This is a genomic window from Saonia sp. (assembly GCF_056326165.1).
The window spans coordinates 66734-88131 of sequence record NZ_JBWFBN010000007.1; the positions used below are offsets into that span (position 1 = coordinate 66734).

Genomic DNA, 21398 nt, shown 5'->3' on the forward strand with positions numbered 1-21398 from the left:
ATAGATTGATTTTATGAGATACAAACTACTTCTATATATTTTCTTCTTTTCATTTTCGTTTCTTTCTGGACAAACTAATCCTTTGGTTACCAAGGATAGTTTAATGCAGCAGGGTTGGGTGAATATGAAATATACTTCTATGTCCTTGGAAGAGAAAGTAGGTCAGTTGCTCATGGTAAGTATTGCTTCCAATGAAAGTAAAGAGAGCACGGAAAAAATAAAAACATTAATTGAACAACATCATATAGGGGGAATTGTTTTTTTAAGAGGAGGACCTCTTAGACAAGCAAAGCTGACAAATGAATATCAATCACTTTCCAAAATACCTTTATTAATTGGGTTAGATGCTGAATGGGGGCTTTCCATGCGCTTAGATTCTACATATGCATTTCCTTATAATACAACATTGGGAGCTATAAAAGACAGTACTGTAATTGAAAAAGTTGGTAAGCGAATTGGATTACATGCTAAAAGACTAGGAGTTCATATCAATTTTGCGCCAGATATAGATATCAATATAAATCCTGAAAACCCAATTATTGGATTTCGCTCCTTTGGGGAAGATAGGGAAACTGTATCGAGGGCTGGTATTGCATTTATGAAGGGAATGGAAAGTGTAGGAGTTTTATCCACTGGAAAGCATTTTCCTGGCCACGGAGACACTGCTACGGATTCCCATTATGCCTTGCCAGTAATTGATTTTTCAAGAAAAAGATTGGACAGTATAGAATTATACCCTTATAAGAAATTAATTAAAGAGGGATTGAGCAGTGTAATGATTGCTCATTTAAGTGTTCCAAGTTTAGAAATAAAAGAAGGATATCCATCGTCTTTATCAGAACAAATAGTTTCTGGTGTGCTAAAAGAAGAAATGGGATTTAACGGACTTGTTTTTACTGATGCTTTGAACATGAAAGCGGTTTCCAATTATGCAGCAGAAGGTGAAGTTGAGCTTACGGCCTTTTTAGCAGGGAATGATATGCTACTAATGCCAATAGATGTTGAAAAAGCAAAGGCTAAGTTAATGGAAGCTTATGAAAAGGGTAGAATATCCGAGAAGCGTCTTTCAGAATCTGTAAAAAAGATTTTGATGGCTAAATACAAAGCTGGACTCAATACATATAAACCTATTAAATTGGAGAATCTTCATGAAGATTTAAATACTTTAGAAGATGATTTAGTTTATGAGGAAGCTTTTGAAAGCGCCATTACTGTGGTTAAAAATAATTTTTCTATACTGCCAATAAGAAAATTAGATAATAAGAAAATTGCATATGTTAAGTTTGGCAATGCTGACCATGAACCGTTCTTAAAAGAGTTGAATAAATATGCGTCTGTCACTCAAGTTCAGGGAGAAGACTTAACCGCATTACAGAATAATTTGTTAGGTTATAATTTAGTAATTATTGGGTTACATAAGAGTAATGAAAGCCCTTGGAAACCTTTTAAATTTTCAAAGAAGGAATTAATTTGGTTGGATGCTATTGCAAAGAATAGAAGCGCTAATACTATTCTATCAATTTTCGCAAAGCCCTATGCCTTATTGGAAGTTGATTCTTTTAATAGTATCGATGGTTTGATAATGTCATATCAGAATAGTGAAATTTCACAACAAAAAACAGCCGAGATTATTTTTGGTGCGATAGGTGCCAAAGGGGTTTTACCCGTTACTGTTGATTCTATTTTCCCTGTGAATACTAGTGTTTTAACCAAGCCATTATCCAGATTGGGTTATAGTATTCCTGAACGGGTTGGAATGAGCTCTACGGGACTGGCTGAAGTCGATAGACTTATGCAAAATGGATTGGATTCGTTAATGTTTCCAGGAGCTCAAGTTTTGATTGCAAGAAAGGGAAAGGTTATTTACAACAAGGCTTTCGGAAAACCAACCTATGATTCAAACGATAGTATAACAACGGAACATATTTATGATTTGGCTTCATTAACAAAAATATTGGCAACCTTACCAACCATTATGAAAATGGAGGAAGAAGGAAAGATTGCATTGAACAATACTTTTGAAGAGTTGATTCCAGATTACGCCGAAACCGAATTAAAAGATGTTACGGTACTTAAGGCCCTTTCCCATTACGGAAGATTACCAGCTTGGATAGCCTTCTATATTGATACTTTGAACAAGAACAGAAAACCATCATCAGAATTTTATAGAAACAGTCCAACCGATGGCTTTTCTATTAAAGTAATAGATGGGATGTACTTGGCAGATGTTTACCAAGATTCAATTTACAATAGAATTGGTAGGCAAGACTTAAAATCGAACCGATATCGGTATAGTGATGTAGCCTATTATGTGTTTAAAAAATACATAGAGAATGTTCAGAAAAAAGGGTTAGATAAAATAACAATGGATTTTTTATATAAGCCATTGGGAGCAACCAATACTGGCTATAATCCATTAAACAAGTTTTCTAAAAACAAAATTGTTCCATCGGAAGAAGATACATATTATAGATATCAAACTGTTCAGGGATATGTTCATGATATGGGAGCGGCCATGCAAGGAGGAGTAGGAGGCCATGCAGGTCTTTTTAGCAATGCCAATGATGTAGGTAAAATTATGCAAATGTATTTGCAAGGAGGATATTATGGAGGAAAGCGGTATCTTAATGATAGAACCGTTGAGAAGTTTAATAAATGCTATTTTTGTGATAAGGACGTTCGTAGGGGAGTTGGTTTTGATAAACCACAACTTCATGAAACTGGCCCCACTTGTGGATGTGTCTCCAGAAAAAGTTTTGGGCACAGCGGCTTTACAGGGACCTATACATGGGCTGATCCAGATGAAGAAATAGTATATGTTTTCCTTTCCAATAGAACATATCCAACTGCTTCAAACACACTTTTAGTTAAATCTGGGTTAAGAACAAGGATTCAGAAAGCCATATACGAGTCTATTCTAAATTAATTGGTAGTTTTACATTTGTAAACTTTTTTTTTGAAATGTTTTAAAGACTTTTCGACTAATCTATTTTACTTTAAAAATGAAGATAGCTATAGTATGTTACCCAACATTTGGGGGAAGTGGAGTAGTAGCAACAGAGTTGGGAATTGCCCTTGCTGATAGGGGGCACGAAGTACATTTTATTACATATAAACAACCCGTTAGGCTTGGTCTTTTGAGTAATAAAATATACTTTCATGAGGTTCATGTGCCTGAGTATCCTCTATTTCATTACCAACCATATGAATTAGCTTTATCTAGTAAGTTAGTAGATACCATTAAACTTTTTGGAATAGAATTGTTACATGTGCATTATGCAATTCCACACGCCTATGCGGGGTATATGGCAAAGAAAATTTTAGAGGAAGAAGGAATTTATATTCCCATGATAACTACATTACATGGTACAGACATAACTTTGGTGGGTAACCATCCATTTTATAAACCAGCAGTTACTTTTAGCATCAATAAATCTGATATTGTTACTTCAGTTTCAGAGAATTTAAAGAAAAGTACTTTGGATTTATTTGATATAAAAAAAAATATTGAGGTTGTTCCCAATTTTATTGACAAAGAAAAATATAGTGTACATTTTACGGATTGCCAAAGGTCATTAATGGCGGATGACAATGAAAAAATTGTCACTCATATCAGTAATTTTAGAAAGGTCAAACGTATTCCAGATGTAATAAAGATTTTCCATAAAATAAATAAAAAATTACCTGCTAAATTGATAATGGTCGGAGAAGGACCAGAAAAGGAAAAGGCGGAGTTATTGTGTGAAAAACTTGGCATTACCAATAGGGTTGTGTTTTTAGGTAATAGTAATGAAATAGATAGAATATTATGTTTTTCTGATTTGTTCCTACTGCCTTCACAAACTGAAAGTTTTGGATTGGCAGCCTTGGAAGCTATGATTAATAAAGTTCCAGTAATATCTACAAATACTGGAGGTTTGCCAGAAGTTAATAAGCATGGTGTTACAGGTTATTTAAGTGATGTAGGAAGTGTTGATGAAATGGCTGATAACTCTTTACATATTTTGAGTGATGAAAACATTCTTGAAGAGTTTAAAGAAAATGCGTACAGAACAGCATTAAACTTCGATATTTTAAACATACTTCCTTTGTATGAAGCTATATATGAAAAGGCCCATAAAGGAAAATTTAATACTTCCTATAGCTAATAGTTAAGACAAAAGGGGTCTTTTTATAGATTAAAAAAGAAGCATGTAGATTAAAAAAACTTAGCTTTTTTGAATCTTTACTTTATACCGAATTTTGGTGTCGTTCACAGTACTATGTGATGAGAAATTCATTTTCAAGGGTATTTTTGCGGTATTAATTTTTCCCAATTTTAATTCTTATGAAAACTAAAGTATTCAAATTTATTATTCTAGTAGGTCTTTTCAATCAAGCCTTAATAGCTCAGGATATTCAAATAACATCCAAAGACAGTATTGTCCAAGGTTCTTGGATTGTAGGTCTTGGAATCAATATAGTTGATGATTCAGGTGATGTATTTGGAGACCTTTTTGCAATTGAAGAGCAGTGGAACATTGTTTCTCATCCCTCAAGAATCAGTATTGGCAAATATTTTAAGAGTGGTCTAGGAATTGAAGCTATAGGTACTTATAACAAATATAAAGTTGGAAAAGTTATAGATGGGAATATCAATGATGAAGAAATAGATTATTTGGGTCTGGATGCCAGAATATCCTACGACTTAAATCAGATAATCGGTGAGACAGGTTGGTTTGATCCTTATTTAGGAATAGGAGCTGGTTATACTGATGCAAATAATAACCCTAGAGGAACGTACAATGCAATTGTTGGATTTAGAACATGGTTTTCTGAAAGATTAGGAGTCGATTTTAATTCAACGGGTAAATGGTCTATGGGAAATGGTGCCACAAATCACATACAACATGCCGCTGGATTGATATATCAATTTGATATTAAGAAAGGATTGTCCCAAAAAGGAATTGAGAAGCTAGCTTTAATGGAAGAAATTGAGAAAGAACAGCAACGTATTAATGACTCTATAGCCGTAGCTAAAAAAGCTGAGGAACAAGCCAAAATACTGGCAGAAAGACTTGAAAAGGAAAAAGAAAATGCAAGATTAGCTGCTGAAGAAAAAGCTAAATTGGAAGCAGAAAAGCAAAAAAGAGAATTAATAGAAGGTAAGATAAAAGATTTGGGATTGGTATACTTTAATCTTAACTCATCTTATCTTACAAATTCATATAAAAATGTGTTGGATAGTTTAGTATATATTATGAAAGACGATTCAACATTCAACATAAAAATTACTTCACATACAGATTCAAGAGGTTCAGATGAGTATAATCAGTGGCTTTCTGAAAAAAGATTAAGAAGGACAATAGATTATCTAACAGAAAAAGGAGCTAATCCTGAAAGAGTCTCTAGTGAGGCTTTTGGAGAAAAACAACTAGTAAATGATTGTAAAAATGGTGTGTATTGTTCTGAAGCCAAGCACAAGTTAAATAGAAGGTCAGAATTTGAAGTTTTGTGGGATTAGATTTCAATAATGAACAGAAGAATTCAAAAATTTCTATCGATAGAATAAAATTTCTGAATACTGTTCAATTGATTTATTGAAGCGAATATGAAAGTCCATTATGAAGTCCTTTTTGATTAAAGCCTACAAAAGTATGATGATTATTGTTTGAGAAAATCGGATATTTCTTCCTATCTATGTAGTAATTTATAATTACTAATTGCAACTGGTTTCCCAATCATATGATTTTTTTAAATTTAAAGGATACTGAATAGGTGCAAACCTAAAATGCAAAGAGAAATAAAATAATTTGCTATTGGAGCTAGACCTTATAATTACTATGAAATTATAGACTAGTTGATACTAAATAAGTTAACCGCTGTTATTTATTAAATAATTGATTCTTGTATAATTTTTATGAATATTATAAAAAATGAATCACTTGCTAGAAAAGGAATTGTAGGTTTTTTTTGGAACTTTTCTGGTTCAGTTGTTCAAATTGTTTTACAGTTATTGGTTATAGGTATTCTATCCAGACTACTTACTCCTAAAGAATTTGGTGTTGTTGCCATAATAATGATAGTAGTCAGTTTCACAAAGCAAATAACTACAATGGGCATTGCAAGTTCACTGATTCAATTACCCGTAGTGACAACTAAACATATTTCGCTAGCATATACTTTATCCATTGTTTTAGGGATTGTTTTAGGGTTTATATATTATTCAATGACTCCGGTATTTGCCAACTTCTTTAATATTCAAGAGGATATCAAAGCGCTTAGATTTTTTTCATTTTTTTTTCCTTTAGTAAGTTTTGGTAGTGTTGGCGGAGCCCTTCTTAGTAGAAAATTTCGATTTGATGTTGGTGTAAAAATTGGGGTGATATCCTATTTAATTGGTTCAGGTATCGTTTCAGTAACCATGGCCTATTTTGGTTTTGGCTATTGGTCACTCATTTGGGGGCAATTTATAACGCTTTGTATTACTATTTGTTTGACAATTTATTACGAGCTACCCAAATTTTCATTCAGGTTAGAAAAACAACCTTTAAAAGATTTATTTTTTTTTGGTTCTGGACATACCTTAGGAATTATATTTAATTTTTTTGGCGAGAAAGCAGACAACATTATTGTTGGTAAAATTTTAGGAACAGCTTTATTGGGTTTTTATTCAAAAGCTTTTCAGTTATATGCTATACCCGCTACTTTTTTTGGGAGTATTTTTGATAAAGTCTTATTTCCAATTCTTTCTCAAAAACAAAGTGACATAAAAAAAATGTCTTCCTTTTACACTTTTAGCACAACCTTATGCTTTGGATTTTTGGTACCTATAAGTGTATTAATTTTGATTAACGCAGAATTTATTATTGACTCTTTCTTGGGAAATCAATGGAAATCAGCAGTGCTTCCACTGCAATTGTTAATATTAGGTTTGTCTTTTCGATTTGGAACCAGAATAAATAAGTCGTACCTCAAATCAATGGGGATTGTTTATAGAGGAGCATATTATCAGCTAATATTTGCAACTTTAATGTTCGTTTGCACATATATTGGCAGTTATATTTATTCTTTACCTGGAGTTGCAGCCGGTGTACTTTTGGCTACAATAATAAATTATGTGCAGATGGCATATAGACTTTATAAACTTTTAGATTTTTCAGGCATTAAATTAATAAAGGACTTATTCAAAAATTTAATTTTCCATTTAATTTTTGTTTTAATCACGGCTATATTGTATTATTTTGGAATTAAATCAAAATGGATTCACTTGTCTATAACTGCGATAGTATATTTACCCATATTTGTACTATATTTCAAGAGTAAAAAAAATATCATTTTTACACCTAATAATCTGCCTATGTTTATTATAGTTTCAAATTCACTCCCAAAAAGAATCAAAAAATATATGGGTCGTGTAAGTATATTCAAAGATTTTTTCACTCAACATTCCCATGAATCTTAAATTTTCTTATATACTGATAGCTCTTTTGCTGGCTTTTGACAATGTTTTTATTCGTTTTCGTTTGGGAGGGATTATAAGCATAGATAGAGTCTTGGAGTTTTTTTTCTTTTTTTTGCTCTTTAAGCCTTATTTGACTGCTCTGAAGGAAAATAGCTTTTTTAAAGGTTGGAATAGGTTTTTAGTTGCTTTTATTGCATTGCAGCTTATAGTTAACTTACGTTTTTTGGTCCTGAACGAAATAGAAATACGGGATATGATAATAGACTTATTCAAGGGTGTTTCTTTTATTGTTTTTTCATCTTTGTTTTTTTTGACCGCTCAAAAGAACTTAAAATATGTTAACATTATATTAATAGGACATCTCACCATATGTATGTTCTCGTTGTTACAGCACCCTTTATCCCCTATTGCTGAACAAATGCTTGAAATTAAAAGAACACTATTATCTACTCCCCTAGAGGGTAGAATATCACAAGGTCTTGAAAATGAAAGCATGTACATATCTGGTGGACATGCTGATAGGTTTAGAATGGCAGGACCTTTTGTGTCAACTATTTCATTTACTTATTTTGCAATTACCAGCTTTTGTCTGGCGTTTTTCATGTACATAAAAACCAAAAGGAAATTTTACATAACCGTTCTTGGTGCTGTATTTATATGTTCGGCTCTAAGTCAGACCCGTTCATTGCTACTTGGAGAGCTTGTAATTGTAGGCGGTTACTTCTTTTTGGTTCCCCACAAGAAAAGACCTTTGTATCAAACCGCTATTGTTGTTGTTGGTTTGGTTCTCTCCCTCTTTGTTGTTATAGGCCAAGAATATTTTTTGCCTAAAAACTCAAGACTTACCAAATTGAGTTCCCAAGGTCACTCGGACAGTAGACCTTTATTGTGGCTAACTGGTATTACAGCGGCTGTGACCTATCCCTTGGGAGTGTCAAAAAAAGACTACCAAAATGTAAAGCAAGATATGTATAATAAATACGGAGAGACTGCAATACTGCACCTACCATCCCATAATGGCATCATCAATATTGGTATTTATTATTCATTGCTTGGGTATTTGTTATTTTTCTTGTTTGTTAAATTTTTGTTGGAACACAATAAAAATTCGAATTCTATAATGAGAGTTTTCTTTATCCTTTGTCTGTTGGGCTATGCTGTTCATGTTAGCTTTCATAATAATATTGTTCTTAGCGCAGATTATCCTTTTTTGATGATTCTTATTTTGTTGGGGCAAGAATCCCAAGGACTCATTTCTGGAACTCGGAAAAAAACTGAAAACTTTAATCAACTATTTGATTAAATTACTGTTTATGATAATGAAACAAACTAGAAAACAATATTTTAAAATATTTGAACAAAATCAAATTGCTAGTAATATTTCTATAGCTTCCAGTTCAGGAGTAATTTAATTAAGAAAATATTGGAATTGGTGGGTATTCCAATAAAAAAATCAAAGAATACAATACTTAAAACATATTTAAAATTGAAAAAAAAAATAAAGGTTCTTTTTATATTGCCGTCATTGCGCTCAGGTGGTGCTGAGCGGGTTATGTCGTTTTTGGCTCAAAACATTGATTCTACTATTTTTAATTCTCATTTGCTGATTACAGGTTTCAATAAAGATCAGAAATATGAAGTTAAGAATATACCTGTAACCTTTTTAAACAAAAGTCGTGTTAAGCACGCCATACCAGCAATTCTTAAGCATTTGATTAAGAACAGGCCAAAAATTGTAATTAGTGCTATGGGTCATGTGAATACAGTTACTGGCTTTATTAAGCCTTTCTTTCCTAAGACAAAATTTGTAGCCAGGGAAACCACTATATCAAGTTTTAGTATGGAAAGTGAGGGGGCTGAAAACAAGAAACCTGCAATGCCCTATCGTTTGGCATTAAAACTACAGGACAAAATTATATGTCAATCCAATGACATGAAAAACGATTTGATTGCCAACTTTGGTCTACCAACTTCAAAAATGTTGGTTATCAACAACCCAGTAACTTCAAAATTTAAATTAAAAGTACACGCTTTTTCCAAAGATAAATTGTTGAAATTTATTACTATAGGTAGGTTGACTGAGCGGAAAGGATTTCAGAGAATCTTAATGGTCTTGGCGGAGTTTGACAAACCTTTTCATTATACCATTATTGGTTCTGGGGACTATAAGGAAGTACTAATCAATTTAATTGATGAACTTAGACTAACTAAAAAAGTTACATTCATTTCATATACAGATAAAGTAAATGATTATCTGGCTCAGAATCATGTGTATCTACAAGGGTCTTATGTTGAAGGTTTTCCAAATGCATTATTGGAAAGTTGTGCTACAGGCACACCTGCTGTGGTATTTAATGCGCCAGGTGGTATCAATGAAATAATAATACCAGGGCTAAATGGTTATATAGCACAAAATCAGACAGATTTTTTAGAAAAATTAAAGCTGTCCATTTGTCAAGACTGGAATCCAAGCGCAATACGGGAGTCTGTATATTCAAGATATTCAGAAGAAAATATCTTATCTAGCTATGAAAAGCTGTTTTTAGAGCTAACCTTTCCAAAAAAAAATAAGGAAAAAATAAAATAATCTAATTTGCTACGTTATGTAGTAGAGAATTTCAATTTAATGAAGGTTTTACAGGTAATTAATTCTTTAAGCTCGGGTGGGGCAGAAAAGCTGGTCACAGATTTATGTATTGAATATCTAAAGCAAGGGGTAGACGTTGAGTTGGCTGTCCTGAATGGCCAAAAAACAGTATTCATGAAGCGTTTGATAAAAATCAGCCCTCAATTAAAAATTCATGTTCTGGGCAAAGGCAAAGATATGTATAGCCCAAAGCACATTTTTAAACTAAGAAAATTACTGAATCAATATGATATAGTGCATGTGCATCTTTTTCCTTCCTTTTATTGGGTTGGTTTTGCAAGTTTTTTGGGTAATGTCCGTGCACAACTTTTTTACACAGAACACAACACTACAAACCGAAGAAGAAACCACCCCATATTAAAACACATTGATAAAATCGTTTATAAGCGGTATACAAAAATTATTTCCATATCAGATGCGGTGCACCAAAATCTTGGAAAACATCTTGGAAAATTAAAAAAAATGGTTTTTCAAATCAATAATGGAATTAACCTTAATGAAATAAGCTCTGCAAAACAACTTAACAAAGCTGAACTAGGGTTTAATGAAAGTACAAACCTTTTACTACAGGTCTCTAGTTTTACCCCACAAAAAGATCAAAAAACACTCATTCATAGCTTGCTTTACCTTCCAGCGACAACACACCTTATTTTAGTAGGCGAAGGCCCGTTAAAAACTGAGAACAAAAAATTTGCCAGTTCTTTAAACTTGTCAGAAAGAGTTCACTTCTATGGCTTACGTGGTGATGTTCCAAGCCTTTTGAAAACTGTTGATGTAGTTATTCTTTCTTCAAATTTTGAAGGCCTTTCACTTTCATGCGTAGAAGGGCTAGCATCTGGAAAACCCTTTTTAGCGTCTAATGTACCCGGTCTTACAGAAGTGGTCCATGGATACGGCATCTTATTTCCAAAAGGAGATTATGAAACTTTGGCCTTGAAGATAACCAAAGTGTTGGAAGATGAAGGTACTTATAATGAAGTTGTTGCTAAGTGTATGGAAAGATCTAAAAATTTTGATATCAATGATATGGTCACTGGGTATTTACAACTCTATAGAGATGCTATTTAAAAATAAAAAATAAACGCATATTAAATGACAAAGCCAAGAGTTTTAATCATCTGTTCTGTTTCCTATTCTTTGTTGAACTTTAGAAAAGACTTTATAGAGGAGCTTGTACAAGCTGGTTATGAAGTTTGGTGCGCTGCCCCTGATTTCTATAACGATAGTATTAAAAAAGTCAAAGCAATGGGTGCTTGTCCTGTAGAATTTAATTTGCAAAGGAAAGGACTAAACCCTGTCAAAGATTATAAAAGTATCAGGGAACTTAAAAAAATAATGAAAGAGCTAGGGATAGATTTTGTGTTTGCCTACACCATAAAACCTGTCATCTATGGATCTTTTGCTGCTCGGCAATTAAATATCAAGACTTTTTCTCTTATTACGGGACTAGGCTTTACTTTTAGTGGAGTTTCGTTAAAAGCAAGGCTTTTAGGGAAAGTCTCTAAATTGCTATACAAACTTGCGCTTCAAAAAAACAATATTGCAATTTTTCAAAATGTGGATGACCAAGATCTTTTTTTGAAACAAGGTATTCTCTCCAAAAAGAAAAAATCATTTGTTGTTAATGGTTCTGGAATAAACTTGGATAGATTTAGGTTCAAGAATGAAAATGAATTTTGTCAAGAGTCAGTTGTAAACTTTATAATTGTAGGCCGATTGATGGTTGAAAAGGGAATAGAACTGTTTCTTGATACTGCACTATCCGTTCATAAAAAAAATGGCAACGCAAAATTCCATGTCGTAGGTAGCCCGCCTGAGGATTTGACAGCATTGGCATCAAGATTACAAAAACTACATGGGGAAGGAGTAATCATTTATCATGGTAGACAGGCGGATGTTAGGCCTTTTTTATATGCTGCGGATATATTTGTATTGCCAACGTACTACAGGGAAGGAGTTCCAAGATCCATTTTAGAAGCCTTGTCAGTGGGTATGCCTATAATAACCACAGTCACTCCTGGATGTAGAGAAACCGTCATTGAGGGAGAAAATGGCTTTTTAATTCCTCCAAAAGAATTAAACCCACTCATAGAGGCCGTAAATTACTTTTTGGATAAGCCCGAAAAAATTGAGCCTATGGGAAGGAAAAGTAGAAAGCTTGCCGAACAGAAGTTTGATGTTCGCTTGGTAAATACTGAATTATTAAAGATTATTAATCAAAATATAGAATGATTTATTCAAAGTTTATTAAAAGAGGAATAGATTTTTTACTTTCTTTATCTGCAATACTTTTGTTATCTCCCTTTCTATTGCTATTGACTGTTCTACTTGCACTGGCAAATAATGGAAAACCTTTTTTCTTTCAGAAAAGACCGGGAAAAAATAAAAAAATCTTTACCATCATCAAGTTCAAGACAATGAATGACAAAAAAGATAGCAATGGTAATCTTTTACCTGATATACAACGCATTACGAAATTGGGTAAATTTGTACGGGGAGCTTCTCTCGATGAACTTTTACAACTTATCAATGTAATTAAAGGAGACATGTCCATTGTGGGCCCAAGGCCTCTCTTGGTGGCTTACCTTCCACTGTACAACTCCGAACAGGCTATGCGTCATAATGTAAAACCTGGAATTACGGGTTGGGCACAAGTAAATGGCCGTAATGCAATAAGTTGGGAAGAAAAATTTTCATTGGATGTTTGGTATGTCAACAACATAAGCTTTGCTACCGACATGAAAATTTTTATAAAAACAGTCCAAAAGGTATTGCAGCGGGATGGAATATCGGCTAGTGAAGACAATACCATGGAACGGTTCACTGGAACTAATTAGCTAGCAATTAAATCTTCTTGGAGCAATATTCAACAAAATATGTAAAACAATAAATTTACCAAGTTGAAATAAAACTTGGCTAACTTAACAGTTAAAAGAAGGTTTAAACAACTTTATAGAGAAAAAACATAGACATAGAAATAAATGCCTAGTTTTGGACAACTGATGAATTGCTAATTAATGAAAGCAGACATAAACATGAAAACTGTAATGATTTTGGGAGGATCCAAGGGAGTGGGTAAAGAAATACTCAAATCCTGCTTGAAGAAAGGCTATAATGTGTCATTTAGCGGACGAAATTCTGAAACGGGCGAAGATATCATCAAATCCTCACAAGCTGAAAATCAACTGTATTTTCATAAATTAAACTTGAACAATATTGAAGAAATCGAAAATTTTTATAAGCAGACCATAAAACGATTCAAAAAAATAGATGCTTTGGTTCTGTATGCTGGAATCACTCCTGTTTCTTCTATTGTTAATACAGAAGAGGATATTTATGACAGTGTATTCAACATCAACCTAAAAGCACCTTTCTTTTTGTTGAAACATGTATTAAAATCTATGATTGACCACAAAGCTGGTTCTATTATCTTTTTTGGATCAGCACATATGGATTATGGAGAAATTGACAGAGCTCCTTATGCCCTTACAAAAAGTAGCCTGTATACTCTATCCAACCATATTGCCCATCATTATGCAAAATATGGGATAAGATCAAATTATTTGGTCATGGGTTGGACAAATACTGAGGGAGAAATTGAGCTACGAACAAAAGAAGGTGTAAGTGAAGAAAAATTAAAAGAAAAAGCATCAGCTATAATCCCGATGGGTAGAATGCTTAATACTTCTGACCCAATACCAGCGGTAATGTATTTTATTTCCGATGAATCAGCCATGACTACAGGCTCTTTGATAAGAATTACCGGTGGAGAATATATATAGTTTGTATGAATTCATTTTTATTTTTTTATTCTGTAATCAAACTTTTAGAAGGCTCTGTTTTTAATAAAAAACAATATTTATTGTTTAGGTTTGTTTTATACTTGAATTGAAATGACTATGAACCAATTGAATACTGTTGAAATAAGTGTTATTGTTCCAATTTTTCGTATTGAAAAGTATTTACCAAAATGTATTGATAGTATTTTAAATCAATCTTTTTCAGACTTTGAATTGATTTTGGTAGATGACGGAAGCCCTGACAATTGTCCAAAAATTTGTGATGATTATGCAAAACTAGACTCTAGGATAAAAGTTGTTCATAAGGAAAACGGGGGACTCTTAAGTGCAAGGAAAGCGGGATTAGAAAATGCAAAGGGGAAATATATTTCATTTGTTGATGGTGATGATTGGGTAGATAAATTTTATTTGGGTATTTTATATAAGCTAGCCGAGGCAAATGCTTCAGACCTTGTTGTTACCGGTCATTTCAGAGAATTCGATGGAAAAATAGAAACAATAAAACCAAAATCCGCAGGTAATTACAGTCATAATGAACTGCAATCAGAAATACTTCCAAATGCCATATATAATGGACATTTCTGTGAGCATGGCATATCAACTTATGTGTGGAACAAATTATTTAAAAGGTCTCTGTTGAGTATAGTTTTGTATGATGTACCCAATGAAATAATTATGGGGGAAGATGCCGCTATAACCTATACCTACCTATCTATTTCTAAAAAAATCACCATTAGCAGAATTCCAATTTATTATTACAGGCAACGACATGATTCCATAGTGAAATCTATTGAAGATTCACAAATAGAATATTTTAGATTGGGATTGTTGATGAGTTTTCTAAAATCAAAACTTAGCAATGTGCTTGATGATGAAAACCTAAACAAGCAGATCAGGTACTATTTGTATTCTCAAATTCTGGTTCGTTCCGGTGGGTTGATTTTTGATAAAGATGGAAATCTGATTTTTAATCCTTTCACGAATGTTGAAGCCAAGTCAAAAGTGGTGGTCTATAGCTCGGGTTCTTTTGGACAGCATATCTTATCTACCAATACCAAATCTAACTTTTTTGAAATTGTAAAATGGATAGACCTTGACTATCACCCGCTGAATGCTGGCGGAAACGATGTAAGATCCATTAGTGATGTAGGCAATAATGAATTTGATTATTTAATCATAGCAACCATTAATCCAACAAATTATAAAGCAATTAAGGAGGAGCTTGGACTTATGGGTATTGATAAAAATAAAATAGTAGAATTAAACACCAATGAAAAGGACATCAAACAATTATTAATAAATTTGGGATTTAATGACCGATTTGAGTATCAAAAAATTAATAATGAGCCTTTGAAATAGACATGACATGGACATTGAAATAGCACAATGTTGTAATAACTTGATATATGAAAAAACTTATAATATTAGGAGGAAATCCTGAAACAGGTGTTTTGGTGGATGTTGCCGTATCAATGGGTATTTATACCATTGTGGTTGATCCAAATCCCAATGCACCAGCAAAAAAAAATGCATCTGAGGCACATGACATAGATGGCTTTAATGTTGATGCAATAGTCCAACTGGCCAAAGACCGTGATGTTGATGCAGTACTGGTAGGAGTCGCAGATATTTTGGTGAAGCCTTATCGAGAGATTTGTGAAAAACTCAATATACATTGCTATGCAACCAAAGAAGCTGTGGAAGCCTTTTGTAGTAAAGATGGCTTTAAAAAGTATTGCCTTGAGTATGATATACAGGACATTCCAGGAATTTATCTAGACGAAACATCAGGTATTGATAAACCTGAGAATCTAGACTACCCCTTGATGATTAAGCCTGTTGACAGTGGAGGAGGGGTAGGAATGAAAATTTGCAGAGACGATAGGGATTACAAAGAATCTGTCAAAACAGCATTAAAGTTTTCAAAAAAAGGGGTGGTTTTGGTAGAGAAATATATGGACTGTGATGATATGGCGGCCTATTATACCTTTAGAAATGGTGTTCCTTACATTTCAGCCATATCGGATAGAATTACCACAAAAAAACAAGGTGATGCTAGTCCGGTTTGTATAGGAGCGGTTTATCCTTCCAAACACTCTAATCTATTTATAGAACAAGTCCATCCAAAATTGTGCGAGCTCTTCAAAGGATTAAAAATACAAAACGGGATACTCAATATTCAGTTTTTTGTTGAAAACGGTATTGTTTATGCCTATGATCCAGGGTTTAGATTGCAAGGTGAAGCTCCTCACATCCACATTGATCATATCAATGGATTTGATCATAGGGAAATGTTGGTAAACTACGCTTTTACAGGAGTTTTGGGGAAGGATGACTTTGCCGATAAAAACGATTATTGGTTCAAAGGAAAGGTGGCCTGTACTATTTGGATACTGTTGACAGGTGGAGAGATTGCATCCATTCACGGTGTGGACGAGATAAAAGCAGACCCAAATACAGTTTTTGTTTTGGAAAGATTTAAAGAAGGAGATACCGTTCAAAAGGAATGGCTGGGAACCGAAAGACAAGTGTACTCCAGAATTTATGTGGTGGCCGACAACATTGCCGAAGTCAATACCAAAATCAATGATTTTAAAAATCTATTGAAAATAAACAATACATATGGAGAAAATATGATTTTGGAATGGTTAAAACCTTTCAATGAAGACGATTATTAATGTAGAAAAGCACTTAAGTCGAAATGATTTCATTAAGTCGTATTCTCGGTATAAGAAGTAATTTACCCAATAAAACTGTTCTAAATCAATTTTATTTGTCCGTACAGGAGAGTGTCCTAGTTTTATGCTGATTTTAAGGGAAATAAAGCATTACTTGGAATGTTACGTTAGTTTTATTTATACTTTGGAATCTTTCAAATTAAGAATGATTTTCAGTAATCATTGAAAAAATAATAGCACAAGTCAATAAAGAATATAATGAAATTAAGTATACTAATTCCTCTGTACAATAAAGAGAAATATATTGAGCGTTGCTTTAAAAGTCTTCTGGACCAAGACCTATCACATACCGAATATGAAATTATTATTGTTGATGATGGTTCAAAAGATTCAGGCGCTGCAATTGTAAAGGAGTATGCCGAAAAGCACTCGAATATTCAACTAATTAGGCAACAAAACCAAGGACCTAGTGTTGCAAGAAATAAATGTTTGGCATCAGCCAGTGGGGATTATGTTTACTTTTTGGACGCCGATGATTATTTGGCCACCAATGTCTTGGGCATGGTTATAACACTGGCCGTAGAAAATTACTTGGAAATATTGGAGTTCAATACCAAGCAAATAGCAGAAAGTTCAGCACTTGATTTTGATTCTTTGACACAAAACCCTCAAGACCTACCTGTTCATGTATTGGATGGCATCAGTTATGTTGCAGAGCACAGTTTCAGAAATGAAGCATGGCGATACATTGTCAAAAGAAGCCTATTAATTGATGCTGAAGTAAAATTTATTGAAGGGACACTATATGAAGATGCCATTTTTACGGCCAGTCTCTTTTTTACAGCTCATAGAATGGCTAAAGTGGATATGGATGTTCATCGGTACATTGTAGTTGAAAATTCAATTGTGACCAGTAAGGACCGAGCACATAACCTGAAGTTTATTCATGGGATGGTCAATGCCATTGAACATTTCCACGGATTAATAAAAGGTTTGGACAGTTCTCATGTGGATTATAACAAAGTGGTAAAGAACCTTAGAGGTAGACAACAAGCGTTTGTTTTTGCCCTTATTATAAGGACTTTGAAATATCGTCTTCTTAGTTTTAAGGATTTGAAAAAAATACTGTCTAGGTTAAACACCTATGAAGTATATCCAATGAACCCCAAGGTTGGAGGTATTGGAGAGGGTAAGACCGGTCGTTTTTACAATAAAATTTTTGTTCCAATTTTCAATAATAAAACTTGCCTTTCTTTGATTATGGGACTTATGAAAATAGTAGCCCCCACTAGATAAAAAAGTGCCATAAGGAACTTTTTCTAGTTTGTTAACGCAGTTAACTTACACTTCGGCGTGTGCCCACTTCTTTTTACAACTAAAAAAGGGCATAAGATAGCACATAAACCAATTGTGCATTTTGTATTTTTAAGCTAATTTCTACATCTGTTCGAGTAATTTTCATTTGGAAATTGTATTGAGAACAATTATAAAACATAAAATTCTATTCTCAATATTAATTTTATGCCAACAAAGGCCAAATTCACCTATCTACCGCGGACAGGCTCGAATTAATGAAACTTTATCAAAATACAGAACAGGTTATATAAGTAATCTTTTATCACAAATATAACCTGTTAGCCAATTTTTTATTTTTAAAGATTAAAAGAAAGTGGACTCGTATAGTACAATGGAATGTGACAGTGGTTTTGGTTCATATTAAGGCCCATTTATCGATTATGGAAATATACGCAGATATTATATTCACCAAGCCGGCAGAACCAATTTGTAGTTATTTAGCAGAAGTTTATAGGATATGTTGGAGATCATTATGTAAATTACCGTTTTCTTATAAGTACTTTGCAAAAAATTAAATTTTAGTAACATCAAGGATATATAAAGAGAGTAAAAAAAATTATTTAAGTTAAGAATACTTCCACAATACAGACAAGACGTATAACAGTGTATTTAGAGTTATCACTTTAAATGGTAAGAATACTCTAATTTAATGTTAAAAATTTCACCTTTAATGATCCAAGATTAGGATATACCACGTACTTCTATAGTAAAAAGTCAAACACCTTAAAAATTTAGTTTAGAGAAGTTTAGCAAACTTTGTTGATTGTGAACCAATAAAAAACATAAAGACTGCATTTCGTCGAAAAAAAACAACTTCTTGTCGATTTTTTGCGTTTTTGATTTAATATTGCATACTGAATCTTGAATTACTATATTTAAACCTAACTTATGATGCGTATCCCCAATTCTGCGTTTATCTTTCTTTTTATTTTAATTATCTTTTTGTTTTTCTGCTCATGTCAAAAAGATTCAGATTTGTTTGCAGAAATAATTCTAAATGAATCGGGATCTTTATCAATAGACGAAAAAAAAGCTGATGATTCAGAAGATTCGGAAGTAGAATTGTCTACAATAACGTTAAATGCCATCGATGACGCCTATCTCCAAGATGGCAAGGGATATAATGAGAACACTGTCCGAGTTGAGAACAACACAAGAACCACTTACTTAAAATTTAATCTGTCATCTATTGAAGGCACTATAATTGGGGCTTATCTTGAATTCACAACTGATTCTGATGGAGGTTATGGTCATTTGGAAGTTTTTAAAGGGTTGAATAATGATTGGACCGAAGAAAATTTGACGCTTGAAAATGCCCCTGATAAAGGAGAGTTATTAGGTGAAATTAATGGAGATTATGAAGTTGGCCGTAGTCAAAGAGTAATTTTAGAAAGTGAAGACTTGAACTCTTCTATAATATCAATTGTTTTGAATATAAAATCGGGAGACGATATTTCAATATCTTCCAAGGAAAGCCCTAACAACCCTGGACCTAAACTCGTTGTTGAATTTATTGGTAAAATAAATGAGGACACCCAAGAAAATAGCACGAATGGAAATGAAGATACGGATGATGATACTAGTATAATTGATAATGTAATTACGCTGAATACACTAAAAGCCTTTCCTTCTGCTATTGGTGCAGGGGCTTTTGCACGGGTGGACCCTACTACTGCTAAAATTTATGAAGTAACAAACTTAAACACTTCTGGGCCTGGTTCTTTTCGAGAAGCTTTTGAAGCAAGTGGTTCACGTATAGTAATAATCAAAGTAGAGGGTAGAGTGTCAGATTCAAATGCATATGCTGAATATGACACTTCTAGTGGTGATGTTGCAGTTTGGGGCCAAATGGCACCAGGATTGGGATTGACCGTAAGCCACCCTAGAATGACATTTACAAGAGCTGGTAATCTAATATTTAGATTTTTGACCCTTCAATCAGATTTAGGAAAACCATGTACGGTTAACGTAGATTGTTTTGATGCCCTCAATTATTTGCAAATTGAAAATGAAACAAGTAATTATGTTGACCATTGTAGTTTAAGGTATGGGCTTGACCAAACTTGGACGCTCAATATCAATACCCATTCACAAGGAGGTGATGCATCTTTGAATCGTTCTTCGTTTGTATATAATCTATTGGCAGAAGCAGACCCAGACCATAGTACAGCATCTATATTGAACAAACAAGGAGATACACCAGCATCAACTGATATAGGAAATCATACATGGTCACGAAACATGACTTATAATATATCACATAGGTTCCCAAATTTGAATGCCAATGGTGATTTTGAAAATTACAATAATTTTATTGTCAATTGGTCAGCAAGATTATCTCGATATAATATTACTCCTAATGTTGATTATCATAGAAATTATAATAAACAAGGGAATGTAACTCGTGGTTTAAGTGGAATAGATAGAAGAGGCAATAAACTAAATTATGGTGGCGATTGGAGTAATGGTGAACCCCGCATCTATTCTGCTTTCAATATAGCGGAAGGCATTAATGTAGACAATACTAGCAACTTACAATCTGACCTTTATACGTGGTTTAAAACATCGGCAAAGACCTTTTATGGAGTGCCTGTACAGGAGAAAGGACCTGTTCCTACTGAATTTTTTACTACCATCCAGCAATTTTCTTTTAACCCACCACCAGAGGGTTATTGGGATGCAGTTGATGTTCCAAATAAAGTAATGGCAAGTGTTGGTCATAATCGAGGTATTAATACGGATGGTACACCTTATTATGGTTCTGATGATTTGGATAAATCGTACTTTACAAAGACAAAAAACAATACCACAGAAAGTTTGTATCGTGCAACTGGATCGTGGACGCAAAGTACTTTTCCAGGTACTTCATTATATACAGATACAGATGGAGATTACATGCCCGATTGGTTTGAAAACCAACACTCCCACCTAAACCCTAATGACCCAAGTGATATGTCGAAGACCCATGTAGATTGGATGTTTTCGGATGGCTATGCTGTTACCAATAATGCAGGTTATACAAATCTTGAAATATGTGCTGAATACTATGCGGGGGGATTTGAAACATTAATCGATGGGACTAACAACTTAAAGATTAACGATTGATTCTTTTTATGATTTAGCTAATCTTTCGTTTAGCAACAAAAAGAAAGATAAAAACATTTTTTGTTTAAAGACCTAATTACATTGTCAATGCCAAACTGAAGAGAAGTAATCAAAGAATATTATTATTTTGAGTGTAAAATACAATCAATTTATTTTAAAAAAGCAAGAAATGTTTTAACATGAATAGAAACTTAGATATTAAACTCTTTGATACTTTATAAATAGATACTTAATTTTATATTTAAGAGAGGTGATACTTATTTGAGTTTTATATAGATATGATTTCCTGCTTACTTTTAAAACAGACTTTTATCCATTTACCACCTTGTGACAACTTAAAAATACTTCTTTTAATTCATTTTGCAACT

General features: G+C 33.3%; 14 protein-coding genes. All 14 read left to right on the top strand.

Annotated features, from left to right (window positions below; translation table 11 throughout):
• Positions 1–13: 13 nt before the first annotated feature.
• On the top strand, positions 14–2926 hold the full coding sequence (locus AC000W_RS08055; RefSeq protein WP_474747431.1) for a glycoside hydrolase family 3 N-terminal domain-containing protein: 2913 nt from the start codon (positions 14–16) through the stop codon (positions 2924–2926).
• A gap of 76 nt (positions 2927–3002) precedes the next feature.
• Entirely contained in the window at positions 3003–4148 is a 1146-nt protein-coding gene (gene bshA, locus AC000W_RS08060; protein ID WP_474747432.1) for an N-acetyl-alpha-D-glucosaminyl L-malate synthase BshA, read from the top strand.
• Between the two features lie 179 nt (positions 4149–4327).
• A complete protein-coding gene (locus AC000W_RS08065; RefSeq protein ID WP_474747433.1) occupies positions 4328–5503 on the top strand; it encodes an OmpA family protein in 1176 nt (391 codons plus the stop codon).
• Between the two features lie 396 nt (positions 5504–5899).
• Positions 5900–7444 carry a lipopolysaccharide biosynthesis protein gene (locus AC000W_RS08070; RefSeq protein WP_474747435.1) on the top strand — a complete coding sequence of 515 codons (1545 nt, stop codon included), beginning with the start codon at positions 5900–5902 and terminating at the stop codon, positions 7442–7444.
• Complete coding sequence (locus tag AC000W_RS08075) at positions 7434–8747, top strand: O-antigen ligase family protein (protein WP_474747436.1); 1314 nt, start codon at positions 7434–7436, stop codon at positions 8745–8747. The genes AC000W_RS08070 and AC000W_RS08075 overlap by 11 nt, the downstream gene beginning before the upstream one ends.
• A gap of 183 nt (positions 8748–8930) precedes the next feature.
• The gene (locus AC000W_RS08080; RefSeq protein ID WP_474747438.1) at positions 8931–10031 is read left to right on the top strand and encodes a glycosyltransferase; all 1101 of its coding nucleotides are present in this window, start codon (positions 8931–8933) and stop codon (positions 10029–10031) included.
• A 6-nt stretch (positions 10032–10037) separates the two neighbouring features.
• Positions 10038–11159 carry a glycosyltransferase gene (locus AC000W_RS08085; RefSeq protein ID WP_474747439.1) on the top strand — a complete coding sequence of 374 codons (1122 nt, stop codon included), beginning with the start codon at positions 10038–10040 and terminating at the stop codon, positions 11157–11159.
• Positions 11160–11183: 24 nt separating this feature from the next.
• Positions 11184–12323 carry a glycosyltransferase family 4 protein gene (locus AC000W_RS08090; protein ID WP_474747440.1) on the top strand — a complete coding sequence of 380 codons (1140 nt, stop codon included), beginning with the start codon at positions 11184–11186 and terminating at the stop codon, positions 12321–12323.
• A complete protein-coding gene (locus tag AC000W_RS08095) occupies positions 12323–12928 on the top strand; it encodes a sugar transferase (protein WP_474747523.1) in 606 nt (201 codons plus the stop codon). Before AC000W_RS08090 ends, AC000W_RS08095 begins: the two co-directional genes overlap by 1 nt.
• 180 nt (positions 12929–13108) lie before the next feature.
• Positions 13109–13873 (top strand): SDR family NAD(P)-dependent oxidoreductase, encoded by a 765-nt coding sequence (locus tag AC000W_RS08100; RefSeq protein WP_474747442.1) that lies wholly within the window; start codon positions 13109–13111, stop codon positions 13871–13873.
• A 117-nt stretch (positions 13874–13990) separates the two neighbouring features.
• The gene (locus AC000W_RS08105) at positions 13991–15250 is read left to right on the top strand and encodes a glycosyltransferase family 2 protein (RefSeq protein WP_474747443.1); all 1260 of its coding nucleotides are present in this window, start codon (positions 13991–13993) and stop codon (positions 15248–15250) included.
• Positions 15251–15297: 47 nt separating this feature from the next.
• On the top strand, positions 15298–16569 hold the full coding sequence (locus AC000W_RS08110) for an ATP-binding protein (protein WP_474747444.1): 1272 nt from the start codon (positions 15298–15300) through the stop codon (positions 16567–16569).
• Positions 16570–16827: 258 nt separating this feature from the next.
• Positions 16828–17865 (top strand): glycosyltransferase, encoded by a 1038-nt coding sequence (locus AC000W_RS08115; RefSeq protein ID WP_474747445.1) that lies wholly within the window; start codon positions 16828–16830, stop codon positions 17863–17865.
• 948 nt (positions 17866–18813) lie between these two features.
• Positions 18814–21030, top strand: a complete 2217-nt coding sequence (locus AC000W_RS08120; RefSeq protein ID WP_474747446.1) for a CBM96 family carbohydrate-binding protein — start codon at positions 18814–18816, stop codon at positions 21028–21030.
• The last annotated feature ends 368 nt before the right edge of the window (positions 21031–21398 follow it).